The sequence below is a fragment of the Mesorhizobium sp. M7A.F.Ca.MR.245.00.0.0 genome (assembly GCF_003997415.1).
Classification (GTDB): domain Bacteria; phylum Pseudomonadota; class Alphaproteobacteria; order Rhizobiales; family Rhizobiaceae; genus Mesorhizobium.
Window position 1 is genome coordinate 357,595 of record NZ_RZTE01000001.1, and the last position, 19,036, is coordinate 376,630.

General features: G+C 61.2%; 22 protein-coding genes and 1 pseudogene. 12 read left to right on the forward strand and 11 right to left on the reverse strand.

Going from position 1 to position 19,036, the window contains the following annotated elements; all coding sequences use genetic code 11:
- Positions 1–189 (reverse strand): annotated as a pseudogene (locus EOB80_RS35005) (response regulator); the annotation flags it as partial.
- Positions 190–460: 271 nt separating this feature from the next.
- Between EOB80_RS35005 and EOB80_RS01730 the strand changes: the two are divergent.
- Together EOB80_RS01730 and EOB80_RS01735 are read left to right on the forward strand one after the other, a co-directional pair.
- Entirely contained in the window at positions 461–3,571 is a 3,111-nt protein-coding gene (locus tag EOB80_RS01730; protein WP_127326451.1) for a CheR family methyltransferase, read from the forward strand.
- Entirely contained in the window at positions 3,568–3,948 is a 381-nt protein-coding gene (locus tag EOB80_RS01735) for a response regulator (RefSeq protein ID WP_127321138.1), read from the forward strand. The genes EOB80_RS01730 and EOB80_RS01735 overlap by 4 nt, the downstream gene beginning before the upstream one ends.
- A 428-nt stretch (positions 3,949–4,376) precedes the next feature.
- Here the strand turns inward: EOB80_RS01735 and EOB80_RS01740 are convergent, their stop codons facing one another.
- On the reverse strand, positions 4,377–5,555 hold the full coding sequence (locus EOB80_RS01740; RefSeq protein ID WP_127326452.1) for a zinc-dependent alcohol dehydrogenase: 1,179 nt from the start codon (positions 5,553–5,555) through the stop codon (positions 4,377–4,379).
- An 84-nt stretch (positions 5,556–5,639) separates the two neighbouring features.
- Positions 5,640–6,425 (reverse strand): SDR family NAD(P)-dependent oxidoreductase, encoded by a 786-nt coding sequence (locus tag EOB80_RS01745; RefSeq protein ID WP_127326453.1) that lies wholly within the window; start codon positions 6,423–6,425, stop codon positions 5,640–5,642.
- Between the two features lie 351 nt (positions 6,426–6,776).
- Here EOB80_RS01745 and EOB80_RS01750 point away from each other — a divergent pair, with 351 nt between their 5' ends.
- The 8 genes from EOB80_RS01750 to EOB80_RS01785 all read left to right on the forward strand — a co-directional run bounded on the left by EOB80_RS01750 (position 6,777) and on the right by EOB80_RS01785 (position 10,319).
- The gene (locus EOB80_RS01750; RefSeq protein WP_127326454.1) at positions 6,777–7,043 is read left to right on the forward strand and encodes a hypothetical protein; all 267 of its coding nucleotides are present in this window, start codon (positions 6,777–6,779) and stop codon (positions 7,041–7,043) included.
- Positions 7,040–7,258 carry a hypothetical protein gene (locus EOB80_RS01755; RefSeq protein WP_127255009.1) on the forward strand — a complete coding sequence of 73 codons (219 nt, stop codon included), beginning with the start codon at positions 7,040–7,042 and terminating at the stop codon, positions 7,256–7,258. Before EOB80_RS01750 ends, EOB80_RS01755 begins: the two co-directional genes overlap by 4 nt.
- Positions 7,259–7,262: 4 nt before the next feature.
- Positions 7,263–7,481: a hypothetical protein gene (locus tag EOB80_RS01760; RefSeq protein WP_013533184.1), complete on the forward strand. Its 219-nt coding sequence runs from the start codon at positions 7,263–7,265 to the stop codon at positions 7,479–7,481.
- Between the two features lie 83 nt (positions 7,482–7,564).
- Positions 7,565–7,795 carry a hypothetical protein gene (locus EOB80_RS01765; protein WP_031212583.1) on the forward strand — a complete coding sequence of 77 codons (231 nt, stop codon included), beginning with the start codon at positions 7,565–7,567 and terminating at the stop codon, positions 7,793–7,795.
- Between the two features lie 157 nt (positions 7,796–7,952).
- Positions 7,953–8,408 (forward strand): hypothetical protein, encoded by a 456-nt coding sequence (locus EOB80_RS01770; RefSeq protein WP_127326455.1) that lies wholly within the window; start codon positions 7,953–7,955, stop codon positions 8,406–8,408.
- Positions 8,405–9,625, forward strand: coding sequence for a divalent metal cation transporter (locus EOB80_RS01775; RefSeq protein ID WP_127326456.1), 1,221 nt, complete (start codon positions 8,405–8,407; stop codon positions 9,623–9,625). The genes EOB80_RS01770 and EOB80_RS01775 overlap by 4 nt, the downstream gene beginning before the upstream one ends.
- Complete coding sequence (locus tag EOB80_RS01780) at positions 9,625–9,984, forward strand: hypothetical protein (protein WP_127326457.1); 360 nt, start codon at positions 9,625–9,627, stop codon at positions 9,982–9,984. The genes EOB80_RS01775 and EOB80_RS01780 overlap by 1 nt, the downstream gene beginning before the upstream one ends.
- Positions 9,985–9,986: 2 nt before the next feature.
- Entirely contained in the window at positions 9,987–10,319 is a 333-nt protein-coding gene (locus EOB80_RS01785; protein WP_127292269.1) for a hypothetical protein, read from the forward strand.
- 29 nt (positions 10,320–10,348) lie between these two features.
- Here EOB80_RS01785 and EOB80_RS01790 read toward each other — a convergent pair whose 3' ends face one another.
- The 3 genes from EOB80_RS01790 to EOB80_RS01800 all read right to left on the reverse strand — a co-directional run bounded on the left by EOB80_RS01790 (position 10,349) and on the right by EOB80_RS01800 (position 11,581).
- A complete protein-coding gene (locus tag EOB80_RS01790) occupies positions 10,349–10,675 on the reverse strand; it encodes a hypothetical protein (RefSeq protein ID WP_127322793.1) in 327 nt (108 codons plus the stop codon).
- Between the two features lie 69 nt (positions 10,676–10,744).
- Positions 10,745–10,999: a DUF982 domain-containing protein gene (locus tag EOB80_RS01795; protein ID WP_127268255.1), complete on the reverse strand. Its 255-nt coding sequence runs from the start codon at positions 10,997–10,999 to the stop codon at positions 10,745–10,747.
- 150 nt (positions 11,000–11,149) lie between these two features.
- On the reverse strand, positions 11,150–11,581 hold the full coding sequence (locus EOB80_RS01800; RefSeq protein ID WP_127326458.1) for a GNAT family N-acetyltransferase: 432 nt from the start codon (positions 11,579–11,581) through the stop codon (positions 11,150–11,152).
- A gap of 233 nt (positions 11,582–11,814) precedes the next feature.
- On the opposite strand from EOB80_RS01800, the gene EOB80_RS01805 reads away from it, so the two are divergent.
- The gene (locus tag EOB80_RS01805) at positions 11,815–12,012 is read left to right on the forward strand and encodes a hypothetical protein (RefSeq protein WP_013530427.1); all 198 of its coding nucleotides are present in this window, start codon (positions 11,815–11,817) and stop codon (positions 12,010–12,012) included.
- A 135-nt stretch (positions 12,013–12,147) separates the two neighbouring features.
- Here the strand turns inward: EOB80_RS01805 and EOB80_RS01810 are convergent, their stop codons facing one another.
- Positions 12,148–12,666, reverse strand: coding sequence for a ferritin-like domain-containing protein (locus EOB80_RS01810; RefSeq protein WP_127326459.1), 519 nt, complete (start codon positions 12,664–12,666; stop codon positions 12,148–12,150).
- A gap of 419 nt (positions 12,667–13,085) precedes the next feature.
- Between EOB80_RS01810 and EOB80_RS01815 the strand changes: the two genes are divergently transcribed.
- Complete coding sequence (locus tag EOB80_RS01815) at positions 13,086–14,648, forward strand: GMC family oxidoreductase N-terminal domain-containing protein (protein WP_127326460.1); 1,563 nt, start codon at positions 13,086–13,088, stop codon at positions 14,646–14,648.
- Between the two features lie 42 nt (positions 14,649–14,690).
- Here EOB80_RS01815 and EOB80_RS01820 read toward each other — a convergent pair whose 3' ends face one another.
- Genes EOB80_RS01820 through EOB80_RS01835 form a run of 4 tightly spaced genes read right to left on the reverse strand, consistent with a single transcriptional unit; the run spans position 14,691 to position 19,027 of the window.
- Positions 14,691–16,217, reverse strand: a complete 1,527-nt coding sequence (locus tag EOB80_RS01820; protein WP_127326461.1) for an aldehyde dehydrogenase family protein — start codon at positions 16,215–16,217, stop codon at positions 14,691–14,693.
- Positions 16,217–17,023 carry a creatininase family protein gene (locus EOB80_RS01825; RefSeq protein WP_127323041.1) on the reverse strand — a complete coding sequence of 269 codons (807 nt, stop codon included), beginning with the start codon at positions 17,021–17,023 and terminating at the stop codon, positions 16,217–16,219. Before EOB80_RS01825 ends, EOB80_RS01820 begins: the two co-directional genes overlap by 1 nt.
- Positions 17,020–17,994, reverse strand: coding sequence for an ABC transporter permease (locus tag EOB80_RS01830; protein WP_024503985.1), 975 nt, complete (start codon positions 17,992–17,994; stop codon positions 17,020–17,022). Before EOB80_RS01830 ends, EOB80_RS01825 begins: the two co-directional genes overlap by 4 nt.
- A gap of 10 nt (positions 17,995–18,004) precedes the next feature.
- Positions 18,005–19,027 (reverse strand): Gfo/Idh/MocA family oxidoreductase, encoded by a 1,023-nt coding sequence (locus tag EOB80_RS01835; protein ID WP_127326462.1) that lies wholly within the window; start codon positions 19,025–19,027, stop codon positions 18,005–18,007.
- Positions 19,028–19,036: the final 9 nt, after the last annotated feature.

Here is a 19,036-nt window from a genome sequence, read left to right on the forward strand (position 1 = left end):
CTGTTCGACAGTTGCAGCGGGACCAAGGATTATGGCGCCCATATTGCTGAAAAACCGCGCAAGATCTCCCGCCATCGTCCATTCGTCTTCGACTATCAGAATATGCAGCCCCCGCAGGTCGCGCACGTCGTCATCCTTTCTTGGAACGGAGGTTAGAATGCAGCGGATTTGCTTTCCGAATTCTGTCATCCAAGGCCGCCTGCAACCGTTTCGCAAGCGTCAGCATGCGATCCGGGACGGGCCCCGCATGGGAAGCTTCGAGCGATCCAGGCGCTCCTGATACCACCGGCGTCGGGAGTTTTATGTCAGCAGATCGTTTTGCCATTGAACCACCATTGATATCGGGTTCAACGTCATCCCTGACGTCTTGTTCCATCCGTCTTGCGCGCTATATGGTTGTGTCCTGTTCGATCCGGCCTTGAGGAGACTTCATGTCGGGTCGGCGAAAGGGGGACATGCCGTGACTGCCCGATCGACTAGATTTCCCATCGTGGGCATAGGCGCGTCCGCGGGCGGCATTCCCGCGATGGAGGGCCTTTTCAAGGGCGTGACCGGCCAGCCCGGCATGGCGTTCGTCATCATCACGCATCTCAGCCCCAACAGGGAGAGTCTGTTGCATGAGGTTGTCAGCCACTACACCGAGATGCCTGTTTCGGTGGTCGAGGATGGCACGGTGGTTCAACCTGACCACGTCTATGTGATGCCGCAAAACGTGACATTGGCCATTGAATCGGGGGTGCTGCACCTGCGTCGGCCCAATGGGCTTACCCAGGAGCGCAAGCCCATCGATATCTTCTTCAGCGCACTGGGTGAAGACCAGGGCGAATATGCCGTCGGCGTTATCCTGTCGGGCGGTGATTCCGATGGAACCCTGGGCGCCAAGGCCATCAAGGAGCGGGGCGGGTTTATCGTCGCGCAAGCGCCGGACGGCTACGGGCCGCGCAATCCCGACATGCCGCAGAGCGCTATTGCCAGTGGACTCGTCGATATCGCTGTGACTGCCGAGGAGATCGGGGCGAAGCTGGAGGCTTTCGCCCGCGGCTTCGACACGCTGGAGGGGTTGGCGGAAGACGATGGCGATCAAACGCCCGACATCGACAAGGTGCGAGAACAAATCTACGCCATTCTGCGCAGCCACTCCGGCCATGACTTCTCGGGCTATAAGCCCAAGACGTTCCTGCGCCGCGTGAAGCGACGCATGCAGATCGCCCAGGTTCATTCCATCAGCGGTTATATAGACTGGCTGAAGAAGGATGCTCGCGAGGTGATGAACCTTTTTCGCGATCTGCTGATCAACGTCACCAACTTCTTTCGCGACCCCGATGCCTTCGAGTTGCTCGAGCGAAATATCATACCGCAGCTGTTCGAAGGCAAGACCGCCAGCGACACCGTCAGGGTCTGGGTCCCCGGATGCGCCACGGGCGAGGAGGTATTCTCCATCGGCATCCTGCTGCGCGAACACATGGAGAAGCTTACGGTCGTTCCGCGCGTCCAGATATTTGCCACCGACATAGACGAGCCTGCGCTGGCGGTGGCCCGGGCGGCACGCTATCCCGAAGCCTTGCTGCAAGGGCTTTCACCCGAACGCCGACAGCGGTTCTTCAACGGCGACGGAGAGAGCTATGTCATTAGCAACGAGATACGGGAACTGTGCATCTTCTCGCCGCACAGCGTCATTCGCGATCCGCCTTTCTCGCGCATGGACCTGGTCTCCTGCCGCAATCTGCTGATCTATTTCGGCCCGAGCATCCAGAGCCGTGTAATCCCTGTCTTCCACTATGCATTGAAGCCCGGCGGTTACCTGTTCCTCGGCACCTCCGAAAGCGTCGGGCAGCACGACAATCTGTTTGCCACTGTCGACAAGAAACATCGCATTTTCCAGGCGCGGGAGCATGCCTCACCGCACATCAGACTGCCGGCCCTGATCGGAGAAAGCCATTCCAGCGTCTTCCCATCCGAAAGCGCCGGCTCGAAGAAGGGACTTGTCGGCTATCCCCTGCGGCAGGCAGTCGAGGCGCAGGTGCTGGAACGGTTCGCGCCGCCGCATGTCCTGGTCAACGCCGAGGGCGATGTCGTCTATTATTCGGCCAGGACCGGCAGATATCTCGAAGCGCCACAAGGGATTCCCAGCCGGCAGTTGCTGACGATGGCTAGGCGTGGGCTGCGGCTGGACCTCCGCGCCGCGTTGCGGGAAGCGACGACGACGCGCCGCACAGTGGTGCGGGAAAACCTCACCGTGGAGGAAGACGACGAGCGGGTCCAGCCGATCAGGCTGACGATCGAGCCGCTCGCCGAACGCGGCAATGGCGAGCCGCTCTACCTTGTCCTTTTCGAGCCGTCGGGGCCGACCCAGGCCCGGTCCAACGAAGATGGCGGCAGCCGTGACAGTGACAGCACCGCCGATCTCGAGCGGGAACTACGCGACACCAGAGAGCGCCTGCAATCGACGATCGAGGAGTACGAGACCGCGCTGGAGGAGGTGAAATCGTCGAACGAGGAACTCGTCTCCGTCAATGAGGAGGCGCAATCCACCAACGAGGAACTCGAAGCCTCGAAGGAGGAGATGCAGTCGCTCAACGAGGAGCTCAACACGATCAACGCCGAGTTGACGGCCAAGATAGAAGAGCTCGACCACGCCAACGGCGACCTGCGCAACTTGTTCGAAAGCACCGACATCGCGACCATTTTCCTCGACCGCAGCCTTGTGGTGCGAACCTTCACGCCGGCGGCGTCATCCTTCTTCAGCCTGCGCCCCTCCGATGTCGGCCGGCCGCTGACGGATCTGTCGAGCCAACTCGACTACCCCGAGTTGAAGCAGCACATCGACAAGGTGTTCGAGACGGGCGAGGTCCTGAATCACCATCTGGCACGCGATGCCAGGGGTCTGTTCCACATGGTCCGCATCAATCCCTATCGCGACAAGGGCAACAGGATCCAGGGCGTGGTGGTGACACTTGTCGATGTCACCACTCTGGCACAGGCGGAAGAGCATCAGCAGGTGCTCATCTCGGAACTCAACCACCGGGTCAAGAACATGCTTGCGGTGATCGCCAGCATTGCAAGCCGCACGCGGGAAAGTTCTGATACGAAGGAGGAGTTCGCGGACGCGCTGATCGGTCGCCTGCATGCCATGTCGCGGGCCTACGGCCTGCTGACCCGGGAGAGATGGAAGGAAGCCTCGGTCAGGGAATTGCTCCAGCAGGAGCTCGAACCATTCGGCATCGAGCGGATCGAACTCGATGGCGAGGATGTCAAACTAGGTCCGCAACAGGGGCTTTCCCTGAGTATGGCCATTCATGAACTGGCCACCAACGCGGCCAAGTACGGCGCTTTGTCAAAAACCGATGGCAAGGTCAGTGTGCAATGGTCGATCGAGGACGACAGTTTCACATTTGGCTGGCGGGAAAAGGACGGCCCTCTTGTCAAGGCGCCGTTGGAGAACGGTTTTGGGCTGACTCTGCTGCAGGGAGAAATCGGTTACAGGCTCGGCGGCCATGTCGAGACCGCGTTCCACAAGGACGGCCTCAGCGTCCAGATCGCGTTTCCAGCAAACCACAAGGAGGCGCCGTGAGCGACGACAGGCCACGCGTTCTGGTGGTCGAGGACGAATGGCTGATCGCCGAAGACATCGCGTCACGCCTGCGTGCGGCGGGTTATCCGGTGATCGGCCCGGTCTCGTCGGTCGCCGCGGCTCGTCAGCTTATCGATGCAGGCAAAGCCGACGTGGCGCTGCTGGACATTCAATTGAACGGTGAAACAAGTCTGCCCGTGGCCGAAACATTGCTGGCTCGCGGCATCCCATTCGCCTTCATGACCGGATTTGGGCCGCGCGACGTTCCCACACCCTTCCGAAACTGCAAATTCGTGCCGAAGCCAGCAGGCGACGCTGCACTTCTCAACACCCTGGCCGACCTGGCATCGCTTCGTCCCGACAAACACTCGTTATGAATTCAAGAGGCCGGTTTCGATCAGTCCAGGGGCTTGTCCGTCGGCCTAGGCGTGGTGCTCGCCTGACGCGGCCGCCCCGCGTTTCGATTGGCAACCGGATTGTCCAGCGGCGGGACCGATGGCCGGGACGTGCCGGCGGTTTTCGGCGTCAGCGGCTTGGCACCGGCATCCGTGTCACTGGCGTCCCGTCTCGGGTGCGGCAGAGCATCGGCGTTTGGTGACCGGACGCTGGGTTTCGATGTGGAATTCTCATTGCTCATGGCGATAGCTTCCTTCGCAGCGGGCGGGCGACGATAGTCTCGTCGCCCTGAGTTTATTCTGCGGGTCAACCACCGCCACGGTCGAAAGTTCCAGGTTCCTCGTCGGCGTCGGTGCTATCCTTGGCGGGGAATCCGCGCAAGGTGGACCCCGCGCAAGATGCCGACATCTCAGCCATGCGGTCGCATTACCACCTTGATGCAGCCATCCTGCTTGTCACGGAACGTCTTGTAGAGGTCTGGTCCCGCTTCGAGGTCTGCCCGGTGCGTGATCACGAAGGAGGGATCGATGTCGCCCTTCTGCACCATGGCCAGGAGCGGTTCGAGATAGCGTTGCGTGTGCGTCTGACCCATCCGGAAGGTCAGTCCTTTGTTCATGGCGGCGCCGAACGGAATATGATCGACGAGGCCGATATAGACGCCGGGCACCGAGATGGTGCCGCCTTTGCGGCAGGAGTAGATTGCTTCGCGCAATACATGCGGCCTATCGGTGCCGAGATAGACGGCAGCCTTGACCTTGTCGAGCATGGAGTCGGCACTGGCGCCGGGATCCGACTCGGTCCCGACACAGTCTATGCAGCGATCCGGACCGCGGCCATCGGTCATCGCCATCAAAGCGTCGTAGATATCGGAATTGCTGAAGTCGAGCGTCTCGGCCTTGCCGTGCTCGCGAGCCATCGCCAGCCGCTCCGGCACCTTGTCTATGGCAATGACGCGGCCGGCGCCGAGCATCCATGCGCTCTGGATGGCGAACTGACCAACCGGACCGCAACCCCAGATGGCGACGGTTTCGCCTGGCTCGATGCCGGCGTTTTCAGCTGCCATATAGCCGGTTGGAAAGATGTCGGAGAGGAACAGCACCTGTTCGTCGTCCATTCCCTCCGGCACCTTTATCGGACCGACGTCGGCGAAAGGAACACGCAGATATTCGGCTTGCCCTCCCCAATAGCCGCCCACCAGATGCGAATAGCCGAACAGGCCAGCCGGGGATTGTCCCATCACTTCGGCAGCCTGTTTGGCATTGGGATTGGACCTGTCGCAAAGCGAGAACAGCCCCTTCTGGCAAAACCAGCACTCGCCACATGAGATGTTGAAAGGCACCACGATGCGGTCGCCCTTTCTGAACTTCGAATGGCCGCTGCCGACTTCCACGACCTCGCCCATCGTCTCGTGTCCGAGCACATCGCCCGATTTCATCGTCGGCATATATCCGTTCATCAGATGCAGGTCCGAGCCGCATATGGCGCAACAGGTGACTTTGATGATGACGTCGCGATCATCCTCGATGCCGGGGTCAGCCACCTGATCGCATCGAATGTCGCCTTTGCCGTGCCATGTGAGCGCTTTCATGATGGTGCTCCTTTGTTGGAAGAAGGTTGAAGGGGCAGGTCGGATCAAAGGCGCCTCTGAACCTCTGCCGTGATGCCGGATTGATCAGTCTTTGGACGCCGAACCCGGCTCGGCCATCTTGCGATGCTGTTCGGCCAGCGTGCCTGCCGGCGTCACATGCGCTGCGGCGACCTGCAGCTTGTTCTTCCAACCGCTGATGATTTGTTCCTCACCGTCCATCATCGCCTCGTAGCCTGCTTTGGCGACATCGGCGGGATTGTCCTTCTCATCTGTGCCGACCTTGGTATCCATCATTTCGGCGCGTTCGAAGAACCGCGTCTGCGTTGCCCCGGGCATCAGCACGGTGACTGTGACCCCTGTGTCCTGCAACTCATGACGCAGTGCGATCGAGAAGGAATCGATGAATGCCTTGGTGCCGTTGTAGACCGCCTGGAAAGTGCCGGGCATGAAACCAGCGATCGATCCTGTGAAGAGGATGCGGCCTCGGCCGCGGCGTGCCATCCTGGCTCCGAGTTGATGCGCGAGATAGACGGTCCCGGTGATGTTGGTGTCGATGATGCGGCGGATTTTTTTCCAATCCTGATCGACGAAACCACGGCCGAGCCCACGTCCGGCATTCAGGAACAACAGGTCGACATCGCGATCGCCGATCCCGGCGATCAAACGATCGACACCTTCCTCGGTCGCCAGATCGGCCTCGATGGCTTCGACGGTCACACCATGCGAACCGAGCGCCTCGGCGGCCTGCCGGATCGCAGGTTCGTCAGCGGCTATGATCAGATGGTAGCCGTCCTTGGCGCACAGTTTGGCGAGTTCCTTGCCGATGCCGCTTGAGGCGCCCGTCACCACGGCCAACTTTTCATTTGTCATCACGTCCTCCGAACTCGCTTCGGCCGAACCACTGTCGGGGCTGATTGTTCCGTGCGGTTTGATGCGCGGCCGTATGGGGGCCGTGACAACGATTTGTCCTTGAGTTCGTCCAAGCCATGAACAGCGGCGCGTGGAGAGGTGGAACAACTCAGGTCGGTGGGAGTTCGATGTCGGTGCAGCGTCGTTGCTCCCCTTGTTTGATGCTGCACGATCGGGTCCCCCTCAGCCTGATCCAGCCCGCGCGTCCCTGCTCGGGAAGCGCGGGCTTTCCCGTGAGTTCGGCTGCCATGTTTTTAAGTTCTGGTGGGAACAATGTACCCGTTTGGCAGTTCGGCGCGCAGGAGGAACAAAATGCATTACGCCGAAGAAATCGCGCTCAGGCGCGTAAAGATGCTGGTCGAACAATATGTCGTCGCCAGGAGCAGGAGATATGATTTCGTCTCGACGGAACTTGCCTGCAAGGCCATTCGCCAGGTCGTACGAAGCCCGATCGAAGACGCCGAACTGGACCATCTGCTGGCTAGAAGCGCGGTCAAACAAGGGCTCTCGGTGCGGTTCGACCGGATAGGTCATTGGCAGGCGGCTTCGCCCGGACTCAGCCAGGAGAAATCAGCATGAGGGCAGTGCTTTTGATGTCGGCGGCATTGCTCGCCTTGGCGGGGTGCAACGACAATGCCGATCCAGCCAAGTCCAAGACGGATACTACGAACAGCCAGCCGGTCGACAAGAATCCCACGACGGACACCAACCCGACACCGCAGACCAGCACCGGCGGCGACCAGCAAGGTACGCAGCCAACCCAGCCGGCATCTCCCAAGCCAAGTGGTGGCTAGGCCTATGGAGCGGCGCAACGCAATAATCTCGCTGGTGATAGCGGCTGTCATCATTGTCGGTTTCGTCGTCGGCTTTTTCTACGTCGATATGGGCTGGCAGACCTCCCCGCTGAAACGTGCGCCGGAGCAGAACCAGGGCGGCAATGCCCCGGCGGATACCGCCCCGGCTGCCGGCGTCCAGAAAAATCCCAGGGAAAACACGGAAATGCCGGGGCAGCAGTGATCGACGGCCGGCAGCAACAGGCGAGGCGGCGTCGCGGTGACGGTGCCGAAGTGAGTTCGATACAGCACGGATCTGGAGTGTGGATGATGGGCATCCTTTCCGACCTCGACAAGAAACTGACGGACAATATGTACGAGCATGGCAGCGAATTCACCGATGCGGTTTCGGATCTGCCCGAAGCAGTCGTTGAAGCGGTCGAACGGCTGATGTTTTTCATCCAGCCCGACGCGCGCGACACAGTCAGAACTCAGGTTCTCGGCCTCATTCACGAATACAGAATCCAAGACGCTCCGAACGGGGATCGCCCCGCCTGACCTTCAGCTTACGCTGATGCGGCAATTGAAACCGATCGGGACCTGGCTCGCCGCCTCGTGCTCCGGATCGGCGGGCGCGGTCGTTGACGGACCCGACGAGTGCTCTAGATCAGATTTACGCCGGCCACGGTTTTGTTGGGTCGGGGGAGACTATTCGGTGGCGCACCAAACGCCTGATTTGATCGTTAGACGCCGCTATCTCAGGCTCGACTGCTTGTGCTTGCTGTTGCTGATGTTGTCGGCATGCTCATCTTCCGATCAGATCGAGCAGCAATCACGAACAGCGGCCTCCGCATCGCAGACTGTATTGATGGCGCTGGACGCCTGGGCGGCAGGGGCGGCGCCGACAGCATACACGGCGGGTACGCTGCAATCGATCGGCAAGACGCTTGCCGATGCCGGGGCGCAAATCCGGTCCGCCGAAACCAGTGAACCCGCCGAGCAAGCTTCGCTGACGAAGGCAGTCAACGATTTGTCGGTCGCGGTGGCACGTGCAGAGGCCGGATTGCAGGCGGGCGACCGGCCGGAGGTCCAAGACGCGCAACAGGATCTACGGCTGGCGTCGCGTTCGCTCGCTACCGCCTACGCCAAGTATTTCGCGCCGAAGCCATGAAGAAGCTCATGGAGATATCCCTCGGCGTCGTCACCAGCGTCGGCGGCTTCCTCGAAGTTGGGTCCATGGCGACGGCGGCGCAGGCAGGCGCGATGTTTGGCTTCCAGTTGATCTGGGCGGTGGTGCTCGGCACCGTCTGCATCATCTTCCTTGTCGAAATGTCCGGCCGGTTCGCGGCCGTGAGCCATCACACGATCTCCGACGGCATCCGCGAGAGATTCGGCTTCAACGTCTTTCTATGGCCGTTGCTTGCCGCCCTGCTGGTCAATTTCCTGGTGCTGTCCGCCGAGATCGGCGGCGTCGCCATTGCACTCGAATTTGCCACCGGCATAGGCTTCCAGTGGTGGGCACTGCCGGTGGCTTTGCTGGCGTGGCTGCTGCTTTGGAAAGGCACGTTCGGCTTCATCGAGAAGGGCGTATCTATTCTCGGTCTGGTGACGCTGTGTTTCGTCGTCGGAGCGGTGATGCTGAGACCCGATTGGACGGCAGTCGCAAGGGGCGCCGTGCCTTCGCTGCCGGTCCACGATGCCGCCAATTACTGGTTCATGGCGGTCAGCATTCTCGGCGCCTCGATATCGCCCTACCTCTTCATGTTCTATTCCTCGGGGGCCATCGAGGATCGGTGGGACAAAAGCTATCTCGGAGCCAATCGGGCCATAGCGGGGTTGGGCATGACTTTCGGGGGGACCATCTCGATCGGCGTGTTGATCGTGGCCGCTCTCGTGCTCGCCACGCATGGCGTCACCCAAGTGGATGACTATCACCAGTTGCCGTTGATGCTGATACCTATATTCGGCTTCTGGGGCTTCGTGCTGTTTGTTGCCTCCCTCGCCATTGCCTGCTTCGGCGCCGCACTAGAGGTCGGGTTGCAACAGGCCTATCTTGTGGCCCAGGGTTTCGGCTGGAATTGGGGCGAGGATCGCAAGCCGCGCGACGATCCGGGTTTCAGCGCCACCTACACGATATCATTGCTTTTGGCGGCTATTCCCATCGCGCTTGGTCTCGATCCGCTGAGGCTCACCATCTTCTCCATGGCGCTGACGGCAGCCAGCCTGCCGCTGACGGTCGTTCCTTTCCTGTTTCTGCTGAACGACAAACGTTATGTCGGCGAGCATCGCAATGGCATTTTGTCGAATGCCGCCGTCATCTTCATCATCGCGCTCGGCTTCGTACTGGCGGTGGTGACCATCCCGCTGCAGATATTCGGAGGCACATGATGAAGTTGCTGCGTGATCTCCTCGACAAGCAGGTGGTCGACCGCGAGCAGATCAAGATCGGCAAGGTCGACGGGCTGGTGGCGGAGTTACGGCCTGGCAAGCCGCCTCGGATCATTGCCATCGAGCTCGGCTCCATCACCCTGGCACGTCGCCTCGGCGCACGGCCTGGGCGGTGGATGGCGCGGCTCGCGGTCAAGCTGGGTGGCAAGCAGCATGGCGAGCCCCATCGGATCGCCTGGCACGAGGTAAAAGATATCGGCATCGATATCGAGTTCGACATCGATGTGCGAGAAACGTCGATCTTCGCCTGGCAGGACTGGTTGCGCGACCATGTCATCGGGCGCATTCCGGGAGCTTGATGATGACCACCGTCAATCTTGAGCATCTGGCTGGGCGACGCGTACTCTCGCAGCGCGGCAAGAATGTCGGCTATATCGAGGAGATCCACGCCGAACGGGATGGTGACGATTTCGTCGTCACCGAATTCCATGTCGGGGTCTACGCCGCTTTCGAGCGCCTCTCGGCCTCGGCCATAGGCGTGGCAGTGCTGGATCTTTTCCGATTGCGCCGCCGCGACGGTCTATATCGCATCCCTTGGAACAAGCTCGACATTTCCGATCCCGCGCGACCGCGGCTGCTGTGCCCAATGACCGAACTCTCGGGCATGAAGGGCGCACCAGACCTCCAGGAATAGGTCGTGGTGCCGCATCGTCGGGATCATTCTCAGCGCAGCATGCCTGCCGTCAGGAAAACCACGGCTGCTATCAAAACGACAGCTGCAATTACCAACACCGGCCAGTTGCCGCCGGGCCGCAGTTCCGGCTCGCCTTCGACCGGGCGCATGGCATTGGCAAAGCTGGCATCGTTTTCGAATTTTGGGCGAGTGCGCGGCGGACTTGTCCCAGCGACCGGATTTTGCGTGTCCGCAGCCTCGGCGTCTGTCTCAAGCGGGGCAATGGCGGGATCGAACCCCGGCGTTTTGTCCTGCGTTGCTCCTGCCTGAACTTCGCTTCTGGCCGCGGCAGGCGTGGGACTTGAAACCTTGATCATGATTTCTCCCTTTCGAACCAATCTCGGCAGAGTCGCACTTGCAGGCACCGGCGAGGCGACCCACCACGGTCAGACTTGCTCGCTCAGCAGAATCTTGGCGTCCTTGGCCGCAACGATGAACGCCTGTCGTGCGGTCCTTGTAGGCTTTTCGCCTCGCATGACGGCAAGGCACGCTCTGATCGCGGCAAGACGCCTCTCGGATGTCGGCTTTGGCCAGTCCCGCAGCAGCACTTCGGCTGCGTCCGACACCGAAACCACAACCCTGTCGCGGTCTATCCGGCCAGGTTGAATGATAATCGGCTTTCTGAAATGTCCAGTACGCACATGCCTCTCCAGCGGGATGCACTCTATTCGACACGTCGCTGCAAGACTGCGCGTCGCGACGCGTTTAACTCCGCACTCGTCGATTTGTTCCAGAGCATCTGGCGTTTGAAACAACTAGCCGATGGCCATCCGTGCGCCCTGTCCCAAGACTTACAGCAGATCTTTCCGAAGGAAGACTCGGGCATGTCCAGGGATCCCGAATTCGACTTTGCCGAATTCCTCGAACCCGTGCTGCATGTAGAATAGCGGCGCCTGGAAACTGCTCGTCTCCACGACGGCCTTCTTGCAGCCCCGCCGGATGGCTTCTTCCTCGATCGTCGTGAGAAGTTGTGAGCCAAAGGATTGGCCACGCAACTGCTCAGGCAGGAAGAACATGTCGAGAAACAGGAGCCCAAGCTCCGTCCTGCCCCAAAGCCCGCCCCAGGTCTTTCCTGACTGGTCGCGAAGCTCCGCTCCGATATCAGCTCGGTCGTCGATCCCGGTCTGTGCGATGTTGTATTGATAGAGCGCTGCGGCGGCCTGCGCTCTTTCATCGTCGCTATAGGTCAAAGTGATTGTAAATCTCTCGGATCGGAATGACATGCATTTTCCTCCTGGTGGGCACAGGCATGAGATCCGCCGGCAACGTCGGTCACGGCCAAGATGAACTCGTTGCCAACGCCAGAAATAATCCGGCATCCATCTCGGGCGCCTTCGAACGCCGTGGGCTTTGTCTGATGGTCTTCACAAAATATTACGTGAGGGAACGTTCGCGCCTGACTCGTCTTAGGCAATCGAGGCGGTTGTCGCCTCGCGGATTGTGAAGGAGAAGAACAATGCCCAATCAAGGTGGTAGCCACGAACAGCACGTGAAGGCAGGCCAGCAGAGCCACAAGAACGCCGACAATAAAAATCGTCAGCAACAGCAGGCCGCTGGTGGTGGGCAACGGCAGCAGGGCGATGGATCCGGCATGCGTGGTGGAACCCACGAACAGCATGTGAAAGCTGGCGAACAAAGCCACAAGAACCGCTGATCGCGTGTGATTTCAGCAGACCCACTCCGAAGTATCGGGGTGGGTCTGATTGCATCTGAAGGGTGCCGACGAAGAGGCCGCGAGGCCGGGTCGCGAAGTCGCCCGGCGGCTTGGCGCCGGGGCGACGACGCCCAGTCAGGCAGCTTGCTGCAGGGCGCGCTCATTGACACCGCCTTCGCCCAGCCCGGAAAGCGCTTCGTCCGTCGCGACCTCCTCTTTCAATGTCTCGTTGAGGAGCTTGACCACGTCGCTCTTGCCAAGCTGTTCAGCCCACGCGACCAACGTGCCATAGCGCGCGATTTCATAGTGCTCGACGGCCTGTGCCGCGCCGACCAGTCCTGCATCCAGCGCCGGGTCACCCTTGTATTCGTCGAGAATTTCCGACCCTTCCTCAAGAATGCCGTCGATCGCCGGACAGGTCTTGCCGCGGGCCGGTTTGTCCATGAGTTCGAACACTTGCTCGAGCCGATCGACCTGGCCTTCGGTTTCTATGCGATGTTTCTCAAAGGCCGCGGCCACCTCCTCGGATTCGGCGCCCTTTGCCATCTTCGGCAAGGCTTTGAGTATCTTCTTTTCAGCGTAGTAAATGTCCTTCAGCCCATCGAGGAACAAAGCCTCCAGTCCTTTTGTCGTCGCTCTTTTTGCAGTCGCCATGATTTGTCTCCCTTGGATTGTCATGAAAGCTCACCGGCGGTGTAGCCATGGACTAACTTTCCATGGAAGCAGTTGTTCCCTGGGCGCGACTCGGAAGGGGCAGCACGCCAAATACCGCTTTTGTCGAGAGCCGATCGCTATCAAAAGGCGATGGACGATGACGGTTTGAGAATCGCCGGCAGTGACGGAGAGCACCGGGGTTCGTCGCGCCATATGGAGTAGATGGGAGTTCATATACGAAATCATATTTACATATAAAACAAATCATGATGATCTTGCAGTCGTGCAGCGCGGCTAAGGTGGTTGGTTCCGGCGTACATCGCTGAGCCTGAATGCCAGCAGATGATCGTGCGCAAATGAAATCAACATGATGTCGCGGTCGAGCAAGCCGTGCATTGGTCGGATGTAGGGAGTGCGGCATGCCCTTTGATGTCATCGTTGTCGGAGCCGGCGCAGCCGGGGCTGTTCTTGCCGCCAGGCTAACCGAAGATGCCGCCACGAACGTGCTTTTGCTGGAAGCGGGGCCGGACTACCGGAGCGGCGAGCAACCTGCCGAGATGGCGAGCCCAAATCCCTTCAACCTGCTTCTTCCCGATCATTTTCAGCAACAATACATGTATCCCGACCTGATGGCTCGTCGCACGAAGCGGCAGGAACACCGGGTCTACTGGCGCGGCAAGGGGCTTGGCGGTTCGACGGCCGTCAATGGGCAGATTGCCATTCGCGGTGTGCTCCATGCATTCGACCGCTGGGAGGAAATCGGATGCAAGGGCTGGTCGGGAGCCGACGTGCTGCCCTTCTTCTGCCGCCTGGAGGATGACCCGATCGCGGCCAATTTTCACGGCAGCGGCGGCCCGATTCCGATCTACCGCGCGCCTGTCGAAAGCTGGGGCAGCGTCGACAAGGCCATGCGCCAAAGCGCGATGGCTCTCGGCCATCCCTGGCATGACGATCTCAATGCTCCGGATGCCGAAGGGGCTTGCACCTATCCCATCAACAGTCGAGCCGGCAAGCGCGTGTCGGTCAATGACGGCTATCTGGAAGCTGCCCGCGACCGGCCGAACCTTACCATCATCGGGCAGGCGACGGTGGACAAGGTGCTTTTCGATGGCAGGAAAGCGATCGGCGTTTTGGCCATCGTGGCCGGGCTAGTTCGCAAATTCGAGGCGCCGCTGGTCATCGTCTCGGCCGGCGCCATCCACTCTCCGGTCATCCTGCAGCGCTCGGGCATCGGTCCCGCGGCTCTCTTGAAACGAAAGGACATCGAGGTGCTTGCCGACCTGCCGGTCGGCGAAGGTTTCTTCGACCATCCTTATTGCCGCATCGAATTGAAGCTGAAGCCGGGATTCAAGGCGACCGATGTCGACGCGCGGCATACCAACTGCTGTGTGCGGATGAGTTCGGGCGTGCCGGGCGCTGAGCGCGACGACATTCTCTACGTCGCCATGAACCATGGCGGCATCGGCGTGGAGTCCGACAGCGCCCAGTTCGGCGAGGCGATGGTCAATCTGATCCTGATGGAGGCCAAGAGCCGCGGCACCGTGCAACTGCGTTCCGCCAACCCTTTCGACCAGCCGCTCGTGGAAGAGAACATGCTGGACGATCCAATGGATCTCCAGCGTATGCGTATCGCCTATCGCCACCTTGGCGAGATTGCCCGGCAGGCGCCGATCCAGGCGATCGCCGAGCGCGTCCTGCTGGGGGATTCCGATCTGCCTTTGTCATGGCTCGAAACGGCAAGCGACGAGGAGGTCGACAATTTCCTGCTGGCGCAGTCTTCCGATGCGCAGCATGGGATCGGAGGCTGTTGCATGGGAAGGCCCGGCGAGGCCGTGGTCGATCCGGAATGCCGGGTCTACGGTTTGGAAGGACTGCGGGTTATCGATGCGTCGATCATGCCGCTCGATTGCCAGGCAAACACCAATCTCACCTCGATCATGATTGGCGAGAAAATGGCCGACAGCCTGCGCCGGTCCACCTGACAGCTCGAGGGCAAGCCCGCGCACAAGGCGCGGGCCTTGGAGTCAGCGGGTGATATCCACGGTAATCGTCTTCAAATCGCACATTTCCATCAGCGTGTGCCGGCCCCCGGTGCGGCCGAGGCCGCTCTGCGTCCCGGCGGCGCCGCCGGCAGGAATATGCGGCTCCCAATAACAGCTCATCTCGTTGATGTTGACGATGCCGACCTTCAGGCTTTCAGCAAAGGCAAAGGCGTTCTTGATGGTGCTGGTGAAGACCGCGGCCGACAGGCCGTAGGGGCTGGACGCCGCAAGTTCCATCGCCTCCTCGTCGGTCTCGAAGGTCAGCACTGGTGCGATCGGCCCGAAGGATTCCTCGACATTGAGCAGGCTTTCCCGGGTCAGTCCTGTGACGATCGACGGCTCGAAATAGAGATTGGTGGCAAAACCCGACGCCACATTGCCGCCGGTGACGATCTCGGCGCCACGCGCGCGGGCGTCCGCGATGTGGCTGAGCACCTTGTCGACGGCCACCGCATTGTTGATCGGACCCATCGTCGTCGCGGGATCGAAAGGGTCGCCCATTTTCACCTGCGCGGCCGCTTTCACGAGACCTTCGATGAAACGGTCATGGGCGGATTTATGCACCAGCACGCGTTCGGTGGCCGTGCAGATCTGCCCGGCATTGGCAAAGCAGCCGGCCCCGACCTGGGCGGCGGCCATGTCGATATCGGCATCGGCCAGCACGATGGTCGGACCGTTGCCGCCCATTTCGAGCAGAAGCGGCTTGCCCGCTCCACGCCGGGCGATCGTCGCGCCTGTGACAGAACTGCCGGTGAAGCCGATGGCATGGGTGCCCGGATGAACGACCGCCTCGTCGCCCACCTCCGCACCGTCACCCAGAACGAGATTGATGGCGCCGTCCGGCAGGCCCGCCTCGATGAAGCATTCGACAAGTGCCGTGGCAATCAGCGACGTCGTCGGCGCCGGCACCCAGACGACGGTGTTGCCCGTTGCGATGGCCGGTCCGAGATAATAGAGGCAGGGCAGGGCGAGCGGGAAATTCCAAGGTGTGATGATGGCAAAGACACCCTTCGGCTGCAGGAAGCTGAAGGCGCGCTTGTTGGCATCGGCAAGCGGAAACGCCGCCGTCTCCAGCCACTTCATCTGCTCTGCCGCATTGCGGAAACCGAGAGCTGCCGCCGATGCTTCGGCCTTTGCTTCGCTGTGGAAGGGCTTGCCCTGTTCCAGGCAGAGCAGCCGTGCGAGCTCCTCGGCGCGCCTGTCGATCGCGTCGGCGATGCGCATGCACAGCTGAGCCCGCGCGAAGGTTCCCATCTTGCGCATGGCCTCGCGTGCGCCTTCGGCGGCTTTCACCGCGCGGCCGACATCGGCACGGGTGGAAAGCGAGAGATAGCCGAGATGCTCGCCCGTCGACGGACTGTCGATTTTCAGGAATTTGCCGGAGCTGCCGGCAATCCACTCGCCGCCGATGCGGTTGATGCCGATGCGGGCGGCTGCTTCCGGCTCCGAGACGATCGCCATGCCGCGCAGGTTGGGGCCTTCGAGAGAAGATTTGAAATGGACTGTCATCATGCGTTCCTTTGGCCGAATTCGGATTGGATGTTCAAAATGGCGGCGCGGCTGCGTTCCACGGCTGCGATGAAAAGTCTGCTGCCGGCCTCCGCGCTCGCCTCCGAGGGCGTACCGATGACGCCGTTGCCGCGGATGGCTTCGAAACGGCGCCAGACGGTGACGGCCGGCGCGGCGTAAAGGTGAGGATCCGGCCAGGATGGCGGAGTGCCGCCTGGCGGGATGAGATCGCGGCGAACGCTGTCGCCAAGCACATGCATCATCAACGACGTTTCAAGCGCACAAGCGTGACCGGTGCCTGTAGCGGCATCGGGCAGGGCCTCCGCCGCCAGGTCGGCGATGAGATCGAAATACGAGAAACCCGCCGTGACGATGCCACGCTTACCAAGGGTGGTGATCGCCACCTGGATGGCGGCGCGGTTTCCGCCATGCCCGTTCAGCATGACCGGCAGATAGCCGTCTTCGGCAAGGCAGGTGCAGAGATCGACGAGAACGGCGATGAAGGTCTGCGGGCTGAGGCTCATGGTGCCGGAGAAGGAACGATGATGCTCGGACGAGCCATAGGCGAAAGGTTCGGCGACACGCATGGAAGCCTGTCCTTCCGCCGCGGCGAGCGCAACCGCTTCCGCAAGCCAGCAATCGACGCCGAGCGGCAGATGCGGGCCATGTTGCTCGACAGCGCCGAGCGGTAGAATGACGACGGGTTTATGCACGCCGGCTGTCGCGTGTCTTTCCGTATCCGGGGAGGTCATCAGCGCAAAGCTGGATCCAGGCGGGATCGGCAAGGCCGGAGCTGGCTCGTTCATCGTGCTGCCTCGACAAGCCGCGCCTTGGCGTAGGTCATGCCGGAATCGGCCAGGAGAGCGACCATGATGATTGCCCCCTTGTAGAGTTCGAGGCTGGACGGGTCCGTGCCGAACACCCGAAGCGCCGTCGTCAGCAGGCTGACGATCAGGGCGCCGACGACCGCGCCCCACACCGTTCCCCGTCCGCCAAAAATACTGGTGCCGCCGAGCACGGCAGCGGCGATCGCGTCCAGAAGCAGCGAGGTACCACCGATATTGGGCGTCACGACAGGCACCCGGCTGATCATGATCACAGCCGTCAGGAAGACGAAGATACTGGAGGCGCAATAGACGAGGATCGTGTGTTTCGTCACCGGGATGCCGGCAAGTTCCGCGGCTCCGGCATCCGACCCGAGCGCATAGGTACGCAGCCCGAAACGGCTGTGCCGCATCAGGATTGCTGCTACGGCGACGATCAGGAGTGTTGCGAAGATGACATTGGGAATGCCGAAGCTGCGCTCGATGCCGACCGCGCGAAGCGTCGGATCCTTCAGCATCAGGACGCCTTTGGAGGCAACGGCAAGCGTTGCGCCCTGCAGCGCGACCATTGTGGCCAGCGTCGTCACGAAGGGCGGTATCTTCAACAGTGCGATAACGGCGCCGTTCGCGAGGCCGATCACCACCATCACGGCAAAGCCGACGAGCAGGGCAAGCGGCAGGCTGGCGCCGCCGTCGATCAGGCTGGCGATGAAGACGGCGCAGAAGGCGACGCCGACGCCGGCGGACAGGTCGATGCCCGCCGTCAGCAGAACGATCAGAGCCCCAAGCGCCAGGATGGCGATCGGGGTCGCCTGGGCGACGATGTTGATGAGGCTGGCGGTTGAAACGATGCGGGCGTCGATGAGCGCGAAGATCGCCAGCAGGATGACCAGCAGGATCAACGGCGAGAGGTCGAGAAAGCGCCTGCACCAGATGTTCTGTTGGCGGGTCATGAGGATCCTCTCATCGGATGTGCCAATCTTCGACCGGTTCGCGCAGGCCTGATTTGACGCTGCGCAGGATGGCATCATTGACGGCGACGGCGCGCAGGGCGTCGCCGACCGGCATCACGAAAGGGGTGTCGTCGCGAACCGCCGAAATGAAATGGTGGACCTCCTCGAAGAGATCCCCGGTGACACGGCCATTGACGGTCGGCCAGTGCAGGGCGTCGGGTTGCGACCACTGTCCACGCGACAGGATGCGTAGACCGTGGTCGCGCACGTCGAGGTCGATCATGCCTTCCGTGCCGATGATTTCCGTGCGTGCCCAGATGCCGGTCGGAACGGTCGGTGGCAGCGTCCAGCCGAAATAGAGCTGTCCGCTCATTCTGTTCGACAGCTCGACGGTGGAGAAGATCGCGTCTTCGGATCGAACTCCGAGCGAAGGCATGAGCTTGGCGACGGGCCGAGAGTAGACGGCGATGATGTCCGAACCTGAGATCCATTGCAGCGCATCGACGTCGTGCACGCCGAGGTAGAAGCAGACGCTCGAATTTCCGTTCATGCGAAGACCGACTTCGCGATTGGTGAAACGGCCGCTGCTGCCGTGGATCGGCTCGCCGATCCGCCCGGATTTCACCGCTGCCGCTGCCTCGCAATAGCGCGGGTCGAACCGCAGGATGTGGCCGACCAACAGGCGCGCGCCGTTTTTCTCCGCCGCTCTAGCAATCGCCTTGGCAGCGGAAAGATCGTGAGCCATCGGTTTTTCGAGCAGCACCGGCTTGCCGGCATCGAGCAGCGTGCGGCAGACGTCTTCATGCAGCGTGTCGGGTGCCGCCACGATATAGGCGTCGGCGGCATTGGCGGCCAGCGCGGTGGCGGCATCGCGGAAATGCCGGGCACCGAAATCGGACGCGGCCTGGCTTCCCGAGGCAGGATTCGGATCAACGAATGCCGACAGTTCCGCGACAGGGCTAGCGGCAACCACCTGCGCATGCAGGAGGCCCATGTAGCCGGCACCGACGATGGCGATCTTCAGCTTGCTCAAAGGGTTTCT